We start from the raw sequence: 13,378 nt of genomic DNA on the forward strand, positions 1-13,378 counted from the left end.
AGGGACGAAAAAAAACCGCGCCCGGAGGCGCGGTCTTGCGTGGCGTGCTTGCGGCGTATGCGGTTACGCTGCCTTGGCCGCCTGCGGCACCGGCTGCAGGTCCGGGGTCGAGTCCATGCCGCTTTCGACCGGCACGCGGCCGCTCAGGACATCGTCCATGCGCTGCGTGTCCAGTTCCTTCTCCCACTTCGACACCACCACGGTGGCGACACCGTTGCCGACGAAGTTGGTCAGGGCGCGGGCTTCGCTCATGAAGCGGTCGATGCCGAGGATCAGCGCCATGCCTGCCACCGGGATGGTCGGGACCACCGCCAGGGTTGCGGCCAGGGTGATGAAGCCGGCGCCGGTGATGCCCGATGCACCCTTCGAGGTCAGCATCGCCACCGCCAGGATGGTCAGTTCCTGCATCAGGGTCAGCTCGGTGTTGGTCGCCTGGGCAACGAACAGGGCCGCCATCGTCATGTAGATGTTGGTGCCGTCCAGGTTGAACGAGTAACCGGTCGGGACCACCAGGCCGACCACCGGCTTGGAGCAGCCGAGGCGTTCCAGCTTGCGCATCAGGGCCGGCAGGGCGCTTTCCGACGAGCTGGTGCCGAGCACGATCAGCAGTTCTTCCTTGATGTACTTGATGAAGCGGAAGATCGAGAAGCCGGTGTACTTGGCAATGCCGCCCAGGATCACGACCACGAACAGGAAGCAGGTCAGGTAGAACGAGCCCATGAGCTTGGCCAGCGGCAGCAGCGATTCCAGGCCGTATTTGCCGATGGTGAAGGCCATCGCGCCGAAGGCGCCGATCGGGGCGACCTTCATGATGATGTTGACGACGCCGAAGATGGCATGCGAGAAGTCCTCGATCATCTTCGTCACCGGACGGCCGCGTTCGCCCATCAGCGACAGCGAGAAGCCGAACAGCATCGCGATCAGGAGCACCTGCAGGATGTCGCCCTTGGCGAACGCATCCACGAAGGTGGTCGGGATGATGTTCATCACGAAGTCGACGGTGCTCTGGTTCTCGGCCTTGGACGTGTACTGGGCGATCGACGAGGCATCGAGCTGGGTGGCATCGACGTTGAAGCCGGCGCCCGGCTTGAGCATGTTGGCGACCACGAGGCCGATGGCCAGCGCGATGGTCGAGACCACCTCGAAATACAGCAGGGCCTTGCCGCCGACGCGGCCGATCTTCTTCATGTCCTGCATGCCGGCGATACCGGCGACGACGGTACAGAAGATCACCGGGGCGATGATCATCTTGATCAGTTTGATGAAGCCGTCTCCCAAAGGCTTCATCTTGGTGCCCAGTTCAGGGTAGAACACCCCGAGCAGCACGCCGAAGACGATGGCGAACAGCACCTGGACATACAAAATTTTATAAAAAGGCTTTTTCATGGCAACTCTTATAAGAGAAGTGTGTGAGATGCCATCTTCTCGGATTCCCTTCGCGCCATCTATTGTGGATATCCGCAGGCCTTATATCTTGTTTCCGTTATGCCGCATCCTTATGGCGTGATATTTCCGGAACCCCGCCACACTCCCGTAGGGGGGCGGCAGCGCCGACCGCCCTACAGACCTCGCTCATTTCATCACTTAGCTTGCAAGAAAGTTCGCAGATGCAAGGATGCTGTAAGTAAAACATGTAATATGGACAGCAGGCCGCGTTGAAGATTCGTTAAGAAATCATGTTGCGGAATCCTCTCGACAATAAACAAGGAGACATCCATGCAAAGCCATGACAGCAATGGATACTGGAAAGCGACGCTCAAGTTGCTAGGTATCATCTTAACCATCTGGTTCCTGTGCTCATACGGCGCCGGAATCTTGTTCGCTCCGTTTCTCAACCAGTTTTACCTAGGTGGATATCCCGTGGGCTTCTGGTTCGCCCAGCAAGGGTCGATCTACATCTTTATCGCACTGATTTTCTACTACGCGAAGAAGATGGGCCAAATCGACCGTGAATACGGCGTCCAGGAAGACTAAGGAGAACAGTGTGGATCTGCAAACAACGATTTACCTCTTCGTAGGTGCGAGTTTTGCCCTGTACATCGGTATCGCTGTCTGGGCACGCGCAGGCAGCACGAGCGATTTCTACGTCGCCGGCAGCGGCGTGCACCCGGTTACTAACGGCATGGCAACCGCCGCCGACTGGATGTCCGCGGCATCGTTCATTTCGATGGCCGGCCTGATCTCGAACATGGGATATGGCGGGGCGGTGTTCCTGATGGGCTGGACCGGGGGATATGTCCTTCTAGCGATGTTGTTGGCGCCGTACCTGCGGAAATTCGGCAAGTTTACCGTGCCACAATTCATCGGTGACCGGTTCTATTCGAACGGCGCCCGTACCGTTGCCGTCATCTGCCTCTTGACCGCTTCCATCACCTACGTCATCGGCCAGATGACCGGTGTCGGGATCGCGTTCTCGCGTTTCCTGGGGGTCTCGTCCGAAATGGGCATTTATATCGGCATGGCCATCGTGTTCATGTACGCCGTGTTTGGCGGCATGAAGGGAATCACCTATACGCAGATCGCCCAGTATGTGGTGCTGATCTTCGCCTACACGATCCCGGCGATCTTCATTTCCCTGAATTTGACCGGCAACCCCCTGCCGCAACTTGGCCTTGGCGGCGATTTGTCCGGTACCGAGGTGTCGCTCCTGTCCAGGCTGGACCAGGTCGTGACGGACCTCGGCTTCAGCGAATACACGACCACCTCGGCCGGCAGCATGCTGAACATGTTCTTCTTTACCGTCTCCCTCATGATCGGTACGGCAGGACTCCCGCACGTCATCGTCCGCTTCTTCACTGTCCCGAAGGTCGCCGACGCCCGCAGCTCGGCCGGATGGGCCCTGGTGTTCATCGCCATCCTGTACACGACCGCTCCAGCCGTCGGCGGCATGGCCAAATACAACCTGCACCAGACTGTCAATAGCGCCGTTGCCAGCGGTGGCGACCTGTATGCGCCGGAAGCAAGTATCCTGGCCGAAGGACGCCCCGACTGGATGAAGCGCTGGGAGGTGACCGGCCTGCTGAAGTTCGAAGACAAGAATGGCGACGGCCGCATCCAGTACTACAACGACGCGACCAAGGACGAAGCGGTCCTGGCAAAGGCAAACGAAGCAGGCTGGAAAGGCAACGAGCTGACCGTCAACCCCGACATCATCGTCTTGGCCAACCCTGAAATCGCGCTGCTGCCCAACTGGGTGATCGCACTGGTTGCAGCCGGCGGCCTGGCCGCGGCGCTGTCTACCGCTGCAGGCCTGTTGCTGGCAATTTCGTCCTCCATTTCGCACGACCTGATCAAGGGTGTGTTCGCACCGAATATCAGCGAAAAAAATGAGTTATTGGCGGGGAAAATTGCAATGGCCTTCGCCATCGTGCTGGCCGGTTACCTGGGCCTGAATCCACCCGGTTTCGCAGCCGGTACGGTAGCACTGGCATTCGGTATTGCGGCCAGTACCATTTTCCCGGCGCTCATGATGGGCATTTTCAACAAGAAAATGAACAATACCGGCGCCATCGCCGGCATGCTCGCTGGCCTCTTCGTCGTCCTGTTCTACGTTTTCGCTCACAAAGGCATCTTCTTTGTGAAAGGAACGGAATATGTCGAGCTGGTCGGCGGTACGAATGGCTTCTTCGGCATTTCACCGGAAGGTTTCGGCACGGTGGGAGCGCTGGTGAATTTTGCTGTGGCGTATGTGGTCAGCAAGCTTTCCAAGGAAGCGCCGCTGGAGATCCAGCACCTGGTCGAGGGTATCCGCATTCCCAAGGGCGCTGGCGCGCCGACCGGCGATCATAGCTGACATCGGGACGGACGGTAGGGATCCTTTCCCGGGTCTCTGAACCGGGTGGAGCCAGGCCCCGGTGCCTGGTTCCACATGTTGTTTTCTCGCTATGAGATTTTGAAAGCAGAGGGGATATGTTTGCCTGGGTAGACCTGATTTTGACGTGGATTTTATTCCTGTCGTTGTTCCCAATGGCTTTTTTCTGGCTCCGTCATGCCTGGCGTATCGCAGTGCTGAAGGACATGTCCGGCGTTGCCTTGCGCCGAGGGGTGCCGCCTGCCAACCCTGCCAGATTTGCGCCATATGCCTTGCTGATTAATGGAACCGCAGGGTGTGCCGCATTGTTCGTGATCCTGTCGGTCCTGTTCGGACAAATCGCCTATGCCCACTGGACTGCGATGGCAGGTATCACGGTGTGGTGCAAGTTGACCCTGGACTTTATCTTGCGACATCACGCGCATCACCGAAATACCACGCAGAATCGTGGCGTGTAAGTGCCAGCGAGCGTTACCAAGAGGCGTAGTTCGATGGGCATGTCCACGCTTCGGTTCGCCAGAACCGTTCTCGCCGTCCTTGCCGGCCTGGGCGCGTTGTCAGGCGCAGTCCTGACGGTGCAGGCTTACGAGCTGCTTGTTGACGGGCTTCGCCTCAATGCAGCCTTGGTTCTCGGTCTCTGCAGCGCTACCTTGTTCATTGCTTCCGGATGGCTGGTGCTTGGGCGGCGTGGCGCGCTGCACCTAGTGTCGGCAAGCGCAGCAGCCATGATCATGGCCGTCGTGCTGGGCCTTTTTTACATGGGCGAGGGGACCGTGCATGAGGCATTCTAGCAGGCTTCCTGTGCGCCGGGGTATGGCTTGTGTTTCACGCAGGCGTCTACCGTGCTTCGGCTATGCATCGCACTGGTTCTGGGCTGCGTCGCCTTGGTGGCCTGCACATTCTTCTTCCCGGAGCGGGCCGTCCAGCAACGCGTGCGCGCCAGCCGCTAAGGCGGCACGCCGGCTGATAACGCGGCGCGGCTCAGCCCTCCAGATCCCCCAGCGACTGCTCGACCCCGAGCTGCACGTCGCGCAGGAATGCGCCCCCTTTATCGGAGAGCGCGATCCCCGGCACCGCCAGCTCGACCAGGCAGACCAGCGTCTGGCGGAACCATTCCATGTCGGTGCCCATGAGGGGCAGGGCATGCGCGTCGATCAGGTAGTACACCGCACGCGTCAGCAGGTTCGGATCGCGCCCGGCGCGGGCGATGCCGGGCGCGAAATCGACGACTTCCCGGTAGAACCGGTCTGCCAGCGTCTCGAGGATGTCGTTCGAGACCTGGGGCTGGCCGGCGGCAAGCACCACCCGGGCCAGGTCGAGGCAGGCGTCCCGCAGTTCGGGTTCGTCGAGGCGTAGCGTCATGGCGTCGTCGCGGCTATGGCCTTACTGCGGCCTTACTGCGCGGCCCAGCCGCCGTCCATGTTCCAGGCCACGCCGCGCACCTGGTCGCCGGCCGGGCTGCAGAAGAACACGGCCAGCGCGCCCAGTTCGTCCGGGGTGACGAATTCGCCCGAAGGCTGCTTTTCGAGCAGCAGCGCCTTGCGCGCCGCGTCGTTGGACAGGCCGTCTCGGGCGGCGCGGTCGTCCACCTGCTTCTGGACCAGCGGCGTCAGGACCCAGCCCGGGCAGATCGCGTTGCAGGTGATGCCGGTCTGGGCGTTCTCGAGCGCCGTCACCTTGGTCAGGCCCACCAGGCCGTGCTTGGCCGCGACGTAGGCCGACTTGCCCGCCGATCCGACCAGGCCATGCACCGAGGCCAGGTTGATGATGCGCCCCCAGTTCTTCTGCTTCATGCCCGGCAGCGCCAGGCGGGTGGTGTGGAAGGCCGAGCTCAGGTTGATGGCAATGATCGCGTCCCACTTCTCGACCGGGAACGCGTCCACGGTCGCGACGTGCTGGATGCCGGCATTGTTGACCAGGATGTCGACGCCGCCGAACTTCTCGGCCGCAAAACGCATCATGGCTTCGATCTCGTCCGGCTTGGACATGTCGGCGTTGTGGTAGGCGGTCTGGACGCCGAATTCGGTGCCGATGTCGGTGTAGAGCTTTTCGATCTGCTGGGCGTCGCCGAAGCCGTTGAACACGATGTTGGCGCCCTGTTCCGCGAGCGAGCGGGCGATGCCGAGGCCGATGCCGGACGTCGAGCCGGTGACGAGTGCGGTTTTACCACTGAGCATACTGGAATTCATTGCGTCCTCTAGTTTTGGGGGTGAACGGGTTGCTTCCTCAGAATTGGTAGAATTCTAATCGCAACGCCCTGTAAAATGGTGAGATGCGTGGTGAGCTGCGTGGTGCGTGGCGATGGAAAGACCAGCAATATTGCCATGATGGAGAGCGGGATGACCGAAGCCAGATTAAAAAGCGTGCAGTGCAGCTCGCCCGACGGCCTGCACCGCATGGCGTACAAGGAGTGGGGCGACCCGTCGAATCCGAAGGTGCTGGTCTGCGTGCACGGCGTCACGCGCGTGGGCGACGACTTCGACCACCTGGCGCGCGCGCTGTGCGATACGTACCGGGTGGTGTGCCCGGACGTGGTCGGCCGCGGCCGCTCGGGCCGCCTGCGCGACCCGCAGTACTACACGGTGCCGCAGTACGTCGCCGACATGGTCACGCTGGTCGCCCGCGTGACATCGGACGACGAGGGCGTGCACTGGTTCGGCACCTCGATGGGCGGCCTGATCGGCATCATGCTGGCCGCGCTGGAAGACAGCCCGGTGCGCAAGCTGGCCGTCAACGACATCGGCCCGGTGCTCGACGGGGGCGCGATTGCGCGCATCGGCGAGTACATCGGGCAGGACATCCGCTTCCCGGATTTCGACAGCGGGGCAGCCTACGTGAAGGCGGTATCGATGTCCTTCGGGCCGCATACCGACGAGCAGTGGCACAAGCTGGCGAGCGACGTGCTGCGCCGCGACGCGGACGGCCAGTGGGTGCGCCACTACGACCTGGGCCTGGCCCAGCCGTTTCGCGCCATCACGGCCGACAAGGCGGCGCACGACGAGGCCGGGCTGTGGGCGGCCTGGGACGCGATCCGCTGCCCGACCCTCCTGGTGCGCGGCGAACTGTCCGACCTGCTGTCGCGCGAGACGGCGCGGGAAATGTGCATGCGCGGCCCGAAGCCGCGCCTGGTCGAGATCGCCGGCGTGGGCCACGCGCCCACCTTCGTGCAGCCGGACCAGATTGCGATTGCACGAGAATTTTTAGTCGGCGAAGGGTCCCAGGGCCCCGAGCCACGTTTTTGAAGAAAGCAGCTATGGAAATCAAACGACTCCACGTAGGCAAGCGCCTGTCCGAAACCGCCATCCACAACGGCACCGTGTACCTGGCCGGCCAGATCGCCGAAGACACCAGCCAGGGCATCGAGGGCCAGATGCGCGAGGTGCTGGGCCACGTCGACCGCCTGCTGGGCGAAGCCGGCAGCGACAAGACCTGCATCCTGATGTGCCAGATCTTCATCGCCGACATGGCGCATTTCGCCGGCATGAACGCGGTGTGGGACGAGTGGGTCGCCCAGGGCCACACCCCGCCGCGCGCCACCGTCGAGGCCAAGCTGGCCAACCCCGCCTGCCTGGTGGAGGTCTGCATCACCGCCGCACTGCGTTAAGGCGGCGACGGCTTAATGGTATCGACCGCCTTACTGGGCGACGCCACCACCCAGCTGGTCCAGGGACTGAGCGCGCAGGACTGCGAACGGGTCCAGGCCGCGCTCGACTATGCGAGCGGCGCCTACGGCGAGCGCAGCACGGCCTCCGGCCAGGACGCGCTCGAGTTTTCGCTCGGGGTGGCGGGCACGCTGTCCTACCTCAGCACCGATGCCGAGACCCGCATCGCCGGCCTGCTGTTCGAGCTGGCGATGATGGAGCCGGAGGTGGCCGGGTCGCTCGAGGAACGCTTCGGCAAGGAAGTGTCGGACCTGGTGCAGGGCGTGTACCAGCTGGTCAGGCTGCGCGACCTCACTGCCGGCAAGGAGCCGGTCGCAGCCGGGAAAAATGCGGGCAAGAACGCCGCCCAGCAGGCCGCCGCCCAGGTCGAGACGCTGCGCAAGATGCTGCTGGCGATGGCCTCGGACATGCGCGTGGTGCTGATCCGCCTGGCCTCGTGCGCCGCCTGCCTGCGCTTCTTCGCCGAGCAGAAGCGCTTCGACGAGTCCACCCGCGCCTATGGACGCGAGGTGCTCGACTTCTACGCCCCGCTGGCCAACCGCCTCGGCATCTGGCAGCTCAAGTGGGAGCTGGAAGACCTGTCCTTCCGCTTCATCGAGCCGGAGGCCTACAAGCGCATCGCCAAGATGCTCGAGGAAAAGCGCACGCAGCGCGAAGGCTTCGTGCAGTCCTCGATCGAGCGGCTCCAGGGCGAGCTGGCCGCGGCGGGCGTCCAGGCCGAGGTGTCGGGCCGGCCGAAGCACATCTACAGCATCTGGAACAAGATGCGCGGCAAGGAGCTCGACTTCAGCGAGCTGTACGACGTGCGCGCGTTCCGCGTGATCGTCGCGGACGTGAAGACCTGCTACACGGTGCTGGGCATCGTCCACAACATCTGGACCCCGATCCCGAAGGAATTCGACGACTACATCTCGCGCCCGAAGCCGAACGGCTACCAGTCGCTGCACACGGTGGTCACCGCCGAGGACGGGCGGCCGCTGGAAGTGCAGATCCGTACCCAGGAAATGCACAACTTCGCCGAGTACGGCGTGGCCGCGCACTGGCGCTACAAGGAAGAGGGCGGCTCGAACTTCAAGAGCGAGCAGTACGACGAGAAGATCGCCTGGCTGCGCCAGCTGCTGGCCTGGAAGAGCGACGTGGCCGACGCCGTCGCCGGCCAGGAAGACCTGCAGAAGGAATGGGTCGAGAAGCTCAAGGCGGCCACGCTGGACGACCGCATCTTCGTGCTCACGCCGCAGGCGCGCGTGATCGAGCTGCCGCAGGGCGCGACCCCGATCGACTTCGCCTACCACCTGCACAGCGAGGTGGGCCACCGCTGCCGCGGCGCCAAGATCGACGGCGTCATGGTGCCGCTCAACACGCCGTTGAGAAACGGCCAGACCTGCGAGATCATCACCGCCAAGGGTCCGGCCGGCACCCAGGGCCCGTCGCGCGACTGGCTCAGCCCCGGCTACACGGTCAGCAGCCGCACCCGCTCCAAGATCCGCGCGTGGTTCCACGCGCTGGAACAGGCCGAGACGCTGGCGCAGGGGCGGGCGCTGGTCGAAAAATCGCTGCAGCGCGAGGGCAAGACGGCCGTCAACCTGGAAGCGCTGGCGCACAAGCTGGGCTTTGCCAAGGTGGACGAGCTGTTCATCCAGGTCGGCAAGGAGAAGTTCAGCCTGCGCCATGTGGAAGCGGCGCTGCACGACACGGCGGAGGCGCCGCCCCCGAGCGACGAGGCGGTGGTCAACAAGAGCCGCGCCTCGAGCGTGGAGCAGGGCGCCAAGTCGGGCGTGCTGGTGGTGGGCACCGAAGGCTTGATGACGATGCTGGCCAGGTGCTGCAAGCCGGCGCCGCCGGACCCGATCGTCGGCTTCGTCACGCGCGGCAAGGGCGTGTCGATCCACCGCCTGAGCTGCAAGAACTTCGCCGAGATGCGCGCCAAGGCGCCGGAACGCGTGATCCAGACCGCCTGGGGCTTGGCCGAGGCGGATACGGTCTACCCGGTGGACATCTTCATCCTCGCGGGAGACCGCCAGGGCCTGCTGCGCGACATCTCGGACGTGTTCATGCGCGAGAAAATCAACGTGATCGGCGTGAATACCCAGACCACGAAGGGCCAGGCGCGCATGGTGTTCACGGCGGAGATCGCATCGACCGGGCAGCTGCAGAAGGCGCTGGCGGCGATCGCGGAGGTGAAGGGAGTGTTGCAGGTGAGGCGGCAGTAACAGGCGGGAATCCAAGGGAACTGCATACCGCACAGTATCAATTTGATACAAAAACCAGGCACTCTCATCAAAATTCGTATCATATCGACACCATGCGCCGAACCATCCACTTCTACGCAAACCCGCGCCTCTGGGGCCTTGCCTTCGCGCGCTACCTGCGCAGCTGGTGGTACATGGTCCACCTGGGCGCCATCGCCATCGTGATGGCGCTCTCGCCCTCGACCTACAACCGCGAGAACCGCCTGGCCGCCGCCCGCTACATCTACGCCAGCACCTGGCAGGTGCTGCCCTGGTTCGCGCTGGCCTCGGCCCTGATCAGCCTGGTCATCATCCGCATCGTGCTGGTCACGGCCAAGAGCTACGGCCTGTCGAACTTCGCGCTGGAGATGGTGGTGCGGGTGCTGGTGCTGGAGCTGATTCCGCTTTCCGCCGCCATGTTCGTGGCCCTGCGCGCCAGCATGGCTTTCGACGCCTCGGCGCTGGGGCTGGCGCGCGCCGGCATGTCGCCGCAGGCGGCCAACGACGAGGCGCTGCGGCGCATGCGGCGCGACATGGTGCCGCAGCTGCTGGCCAATTCCGTGGCCGTCCTGAGCCTGGCCATGGTCACCATCACCATCGTGCTGGTGCTGGCCTACCTGAACGTGTACGGCCTGCTGCCGTGGGGCGTCGAGGATTACACGCGCACCGTCGGCCGCGTGTTCACCCCGACGGTAACCATCGGCTTCGTGCTCAAGACCGTGTTCTTCGGCCTGGCCGTGGCCCTGATCCCGACCGCCGCCATCCTCGAACTGCAGCGCTATCCGCGCCGGATCAACTCCACCGTGCAGCCGGGCGCCATGCGCCTGCTGTTCGTGCTGCTGGTGATCGAGGCGGCATCGCTGGCACTTAAATATATTTGAAGGCAAGCCAATGACCGAACCCCTGCCGGACGAACCGAAACACGTCGAACTCAAGGCCATGATCCTGCTGGCGGCGGTCGGCATCCTGGTCGCCGCCTTCCTCGGGTATGTGATGCATGCGCGCGGCGTGTTCGAGCCCACCCAGCGGCTGATCCTCGAGACCGACGACTCGTCCGGCGTCATCCCCGGCATGGACATGAGCTTCGCCGGCTTTCCGATCGGGCGCGTGAGCCAGGTCGAGCTGGCGCCGGACGGCAAGGTCCGCATCCTGGTGGACGTGCAGAGCAAGGACGCCAAGTGGCTGCGCACCTCGAGCGTGTTTACGCTGGAGTCGAGCATCGTCGGCGAGACCCGCCTGCGCGCCTTCACCGGCCTGCTGAACGACCCGCCGCTGCCGCCGGACGCCGTCCGTTCGGTGCTGCGCGGCGACGTCTCCGCCGAGATCCCGCGCATGGTCGCCACCGCGCGCGCGCTGCTCGAGAACCTCGAAAGCATGACCGCGGCCGGCTCGGACATCAATGCCAGCCTGGCCAACATCAACACCCTCACCGGGCGCATGTCCGGTCCCGGCGGCGTGCTGGGCGGCGTGATGGGCGGCGACGCGGAGGCGCGCAAGCTGCGCGAGGCGCTGGACCGCATCAACTCGCTGCTGGGCAAGACCGAGCAGCGCGTGTACGGCAAGGATGGCGTGATGGACGACACCCAGGCCGCCATCCGCCAGCTGCACGTGGTGCTGCAGGACGCCAGCACGACCCTGAAGAAGATGGACGCGGTGCTGGTCGAGGCCCAGGCCGTCGGCGCCAACGCGCGCGAGGCGACGCAGGACCTGGGCGCGCTGCGCGGCGAAGTCGACGCCAGCCTGCGCAAGGTGAACCGCCTGGTCGACGAGATCAACCGCAAGTGGCCCTTCGCCCGCAGCAACCAGGAGATCAAGCTGCCATGAAAATCCCTGCCTTCCTCGTTGCGCTGTCCGCTGGCGCGTTGCTGGCCGCCTGCGCCAGCAAGCCCTTGCCGCCCGACTGGCAGGCGGACGCCAAGGGGGCGCTCGACGCCTCGACGGACGACTACCTGAAGGGCCACACGGCGGCCGCCGCTGCCGAGTTCCGCAGCGCGCGCACGGCCACCACCGCCACCGGCCGGGCCGACTACGTGGCCCAGGTCGAACTGGTGCGCTGCGCCGCCCGGGTCGCGAGCCTCGATTTCGACGACTGCCCCGGCTACGCGGCACTCGCCGGGGAAGCCACGCCGGCGCAGCGCGCCTACGCCGACTACCTGTACGGCCGCTGGCAGGGGCTCGATGCGGCGCTGCTGCCCGAGCAGCACCGTCCCGTGCTCGCCGGCGGACAGGTCGCCGCGGTGGCCGATCCGCTGGCGCGGCTGGTCGCGGCCGGCGCCGCGTTCAGGGCAGGGCGCATCACGCCGGACGGCATCGCGCAGGCCATCGACACCGCCTCGCACCAGGGCTGGCGCCGTCCGTTGCTGGCCTGGCTGGGCGTGCAGGCGCAGCGTGCCGAGGCGGCGGGGGATGCGCAGGAAGCCCAGCGCATCCGGCGCCGGATGGCGCTGGCGTCGGGGCAGGGCTAGGCTCAGGTTTGGAGCAGCTGCGCGCTTCGTGCATGAGCCCGCGTAAATCAATAATTTGCGTGCCTGTACGAAATCATGCATCACTGAAGCTTGACTAAAAATCAATTCGGGCAGACACTCCGCAGCTGTCACAGAGCAACTTGCTTACTTCCAGATGCCCCAAAAGGTACTGTATATGGTCCAACTGTTGTTTCTCACATTGCTTACTGTGTCCTTTAGTGCGAGCGCGATCGTCATTCGCGCCGACGTTGAAGACGCCAAGTATCGAGTTCCGGCGTCTGAACTTCCCGCCCTGGTTGATCTGCCTGGCGAGGGGCATGGGGTACTGATTGCATCGCAATGGATTATTACCGCTGCTCATGCGATCACATGGCAATCTGAAATCAAGCAGGTAACTATTAACGGGATTCCGAGAGCGGTTGAGCGTCACGAAATACATCCAGGATACAGAAAGCCGCCGCAGAAGTTACTTGAGCAGGCACTGGCAACCTGGGACTGGACGCTTTTTCGGGTTCTGCTTTCGTCGTCGGATGACATTGCACTTGTTAAATTAGCACAACCTGTTACTGACGTTCTGCCTGTCGCAATCTACAGGAACGACAACGAGTATGGCCAAATAATAAAGATCCTGGGAAAAGGCGCTACGGGTAACGGCGTCACCGGATACGAATTCAATAGCTCCCACCGCACTGAGTTGCGCCGCGCTTACAACAAAATCACAAGCGCACACGACCGCTGGTTATGCTATATCTTCGACAAGCCATCGGACGCCCTGTCCCTTGAGGGCGGGTCGGGAAGTGGTGACAGCGGCGGGCCAATTCTTATCCAGGCCGAGGCGGATTGGCTTTTGGCTGGACTGACTTCATGGGCAGATCCACAAAGTACCGTCAGGACGCCTGGGCGGTATGGCCAAATCAGTTGTAACGTCCGCCTGAGTCATTATAGAGATTGGATTCGAAGTGTTATGTCTGCCGAGCGGTGATCGGATACCGATGCAGTACCGCGCGAGGGCGGCCATGGCGGGCAGTCATGATTGGCGATTCATTCGCTGATTTCGCTGGAGCATTTGAACTGGCCGCCGAGTGACCGTATATGGACTCCTCCTCGTTTGCAAACAATCCGTCTTCAGGCCGTGAGGTACGACTGCTCACGTATATCCGGTCTCGTACTGCTGCACCTGCTCCAGGTGCTGGACCCTGATGGGCTATTCGC

Annotated in this window: 14 protein-coding genes; 11 read left to right on the forward strand and 3 right to left on the reverse strand. The window is 63.4% G+C overall.

Annotated elements, in window-relative coordinates; genetic code table 11:
• Window positions 1-63: 63 nt before the first annotated feature.
• A complete protein-coding gene (locus ACFFJK_RS01475) occupies window positions 64-1,386 on the reverse strand; it encodes a dicarboxylate/amino acid:cation symporter (RefSeq protein WP_379677300.1) in 1,323 nt (440 codons plus the stop codon).
• Between the two features lie 330 nt (window positions 1,387-1,716).
• On the opposite strand from ACFFJK_RS01475, the gene ACFFJK_RS01480 reads away from it, so the two are divergent.
• From ACFFJK_RS01480 to ACFFJK_RS01495, 4 genes are all read left to right on the forward strand, one after another.
• Window positions 1,717-1,974, forward strand: a complete 258-nt coding sequence (locus ACFFJK_RS01480; RefSeq protein WP_379677301.1) for a DUF4212 domain-containing protein — start codon at window positions 1,717-1,719, stop codon at window positions 1,972-1,974.
• Window positions 1,975-1,984: 10 nt separating this feature from the next.
• The gene (locus tag ACFFJK_RS01485; protein WP_379677302.1) at window positions 1,985-3,793 is read left to right on the forward strand and encodes a sodium:solute symporter family protein; all 1,809 of its coding nucleotides are present in this window, start codon (window positions 1,985-1,987) and stop codon (window positions 3,791-3,793) included.
• Window positions 3,794-3,909: 116 nt separating this feature from the next.
• Complete coding sequence (locus ACFFJK_RS01490) at window positions 3,910-4,269, forward strand: hypothetical protein (protein ID WP_379677303.1); 360 nt, start codon at window positions 3,910-3,912, stop codon at window positions 4,267-4,269.
• A 33-nt stretch (window positions 4,270-4,302) separates the two neighbouring features.
• Window positions 4,303-4,602, forward strand: coding sequence for a hypothetical protein (locus ACFFJK_RS01495; protein ID WP_379677304.1), 300 nt, complete (start codon window positions 4,303-4,305; stop codon window positions 4,600-4,602).
• Window positions 4,603-4,792: 190 nt separating this feature from the next.
• On the opposite strand, the gene ACFFJK_RS01500 is transcribed toward ACFFJK_RS01495, so the two are convergent.
• Window positions 4,793-5,173 carry a hypothetical protein gene (locus ACFFJK_RS01500; protein ID WP_379677305.1) on the reverse strand — a complete coding sequence of 127 codons (381 nt, stop codon included), beginning with the start codon at window positions 5,171-5,173 and terminating at the stop codon, window positions 4,793-4,795.
• Between the two features lie 32 nt (window positions 5,174-5,205).
• The gene (locus ACFFJK_RS01505) at window positions 5,206-6,000 is read right to left on the reverse strand and encodes a 3-hydroxybutyrate dehydrogenase (RefSeq protein ID WP_379677306.1); all 795 of its coding nucleotides are present in this window, start codon (window positions 5,998-6,000) and stop codon (window positions 5,206-5,208) included.
• Between the two features lie 150 nt (window positions 6,001-6,150).
• Here ACFFJK_RS01505 and ACFFJK_RS01510 point away from each other — a divergent pair, with 150 nt between their 5' ends.
• The 7 genes from ACFFJK_RS01510 to ACFFJK_RS01540 all read left to right on the forward strand — a co-directional run bounded on the left by ACFFJK_RS01510 (window position 6,151) and on the right by ACFFJK_RS01540 (window position 13,148).
• The gene (locus ACFFJK_RS01510; RefSeq protein WP_379677308.1) at window positions 6,151-7,053 is read left to right on the forward strand and encodes an alpha/beta fold hydrolase; all 903 of its coding nucleotides are present in this window, start codon (window positions 6,151-6,153) and stop codon (window positions 7,051-7,053) included.
• Between the two features lie 11 nt (window positions 7,054-7,064).
• Window positions 7,065-7,415, forward strand: a complete 351-nt coding sequence (locus tag ACFFJK_RS01515; RefSeq protein ID WP_379677310.1) for a RidA family protein — start codon at window positions 7,065-7,067, stop codon at window positions 7,413-7,415.
• 15 nt (window positions 7,416-7,430) lie between these two features.
• On the forward strand, window positions 7,431-9,683 hold the full coding sequence (locus ACFFJK_RS01520; protein ID WP_379677311.1) for a RelA/SpoT family protein: 2,253 nt from the start codon (window positions 7,431-7,433) through the stop codon (window positions 9,681-9,683).
• Window positions 9,684-9,775: 92 nt separating this feature from the next.
• Complete coding sequence (locus tag ACFFJK_RS01525) at window positions 9,776-10,582, forward strand: MlaE family ABC transporter permease (RefSeq protein WP_379677312.1); 807 nt, start codon at window positions 9,776-9,778, stop codon at window positions 10,580-10,582.
• Between the two features lie 10 nt (window positions 10,583-10,592).
• Complete coding sequence (locus tag ACFFJK_RS01530; protein ID WP_379677313.1) at window positions 10,593-11,525, forward strand: MlaD family protein; 933 nt, start codon at window positions 10,593-10,595, stop codon at window positions 11,523-11,525.
• Window positions 11,522-12,166: a hypothetical protein gene (locus tag ACFFJK_RS01535; RefSeq protein WP_379677314.1), complete on the forward strand. Its 645-nt coding sequence runs from the start codon at window positions 11,522-11,524 to the stop codon at window positions 12,164-12,166. The genes ACFFJK_RS01530 and ACFFJK_RS01535 overlap by 4 nt, the downstream gene beginning before the upstream one ends.
• Window positions 12,167-12,341: 175 nt before the next feature.
• Window positions 12,342-13,148 carry a trypsin-like serine protease gene (locus tag ACFFJK_RS01540; protein WP_379677315.1) on the forward strand — a complete coding sequence of 269 codons (807 nt, stop codon included), beginning with the start codon at window positions 12,342-12,344 and terminating at the stop codon, window positions 13,146-13,148.
• Window positions 13,149-13,378: the final 230 nt, after the last annotated feature.

Source organism: Massilia consociata, from assembly GCF_042432755.1.
GTDB lineage: Bacteria > Pseudomonadota > Gammaproteobacteria > Burkholderiales > Burkholderiaceae_D > Telluria > Telluria consociata.

Coding starts and splice junctions, on each gene's coding strand:
- ACFFJK_RS01475 (WP_379677300.1), bottom strand. CDS start 1,386: ATGAAAAAGCCTTTTTATAAAATTTTGTATGTCCAGGTGCTGTTCGCC.
- ACFFJK_RS01480 (WP_379677301.1), top strand. CDS start 1,717: ATGCAAAGCCATGACAGCAATGGATACTGGAAAGCGACGCTCAAGTTG.
- ACFFJK_RS01490 (WP_379677303.1), top strand. CDS start 3,910: ATGTTTGCCTGGGTAGACCTGATTTTGACGTGGATTTTATTCCTGTCG.
- ACFFJK_RS01495 (WP_379677304.1), top strand. CDS start 4,303: ATGGGCATGTCCACGCTTCGGTTCGCCAGAACCGTTCTCGCCGTCCTT.
- ACFFJK_RS01500 (WP_379677305.1), bottom strand. CDS start 5,173: ATGACGCTACGCCTCGACGAACCCGAACTGCGGGACGCCTGCCTCGAC.
- ACFFJK_RS01505 (WP_379677306.1), bottom strand. CDS start 6,000: ATGAATTCCAGTATGCTCAGTGGTAAAACCGCACTCGTCACCGGCTCG.
- ACFFJK_RS01510 (WP_379677308.1), top strand. CDS start 6,151: ATGACCGAAGCCAGATTAAAAAGCGTGCAGTGCAGCTCGCCCGACGGC.
- ACFFJK_RS01515 (WP_379677310.1), top strand. CDS start 7,065: ATGGAAATCAAACGACTCCACGTAGGCAAGCGCCTGTCCGAAACCGCC.
- ACFFJK_RS01520 (WP_379677311.1), top strand. CDS start 7,431: ATGGTATCGACCGCCTTACTGGGCGACGCCACCACCCAGCTGGTCCAG.
- ACFFJK_RS01525 (WP_379677312.1), top strand. CDS start 9,776: ATGCGCCGAACCATCCACTTCTACGCAAACCCGCGCCTCTGGGGCCTT.
- ACFFJK_RS01530 (WP_379677313.1), top strand. CDS start 10,593: ATGACCGAACCCCTGCCGGACGAACCGAAACACGTCGAACTCAAGGCC.
- ACFFJK_RS01535 (WP_379677314.1), top strand. CDS start 11,522: ATGAAAATCCCTGCCTTCCTCGTTGCGCTGTCCGCTGGCGCGTTGCTG.
- ACFFJK_RS01540 (WP_379677315.1), top strand. CDS start 12,342: ATGGTCCAACTGTTGTTTCTCACATTGCTTACTGTGTCCTTTAGTGCG.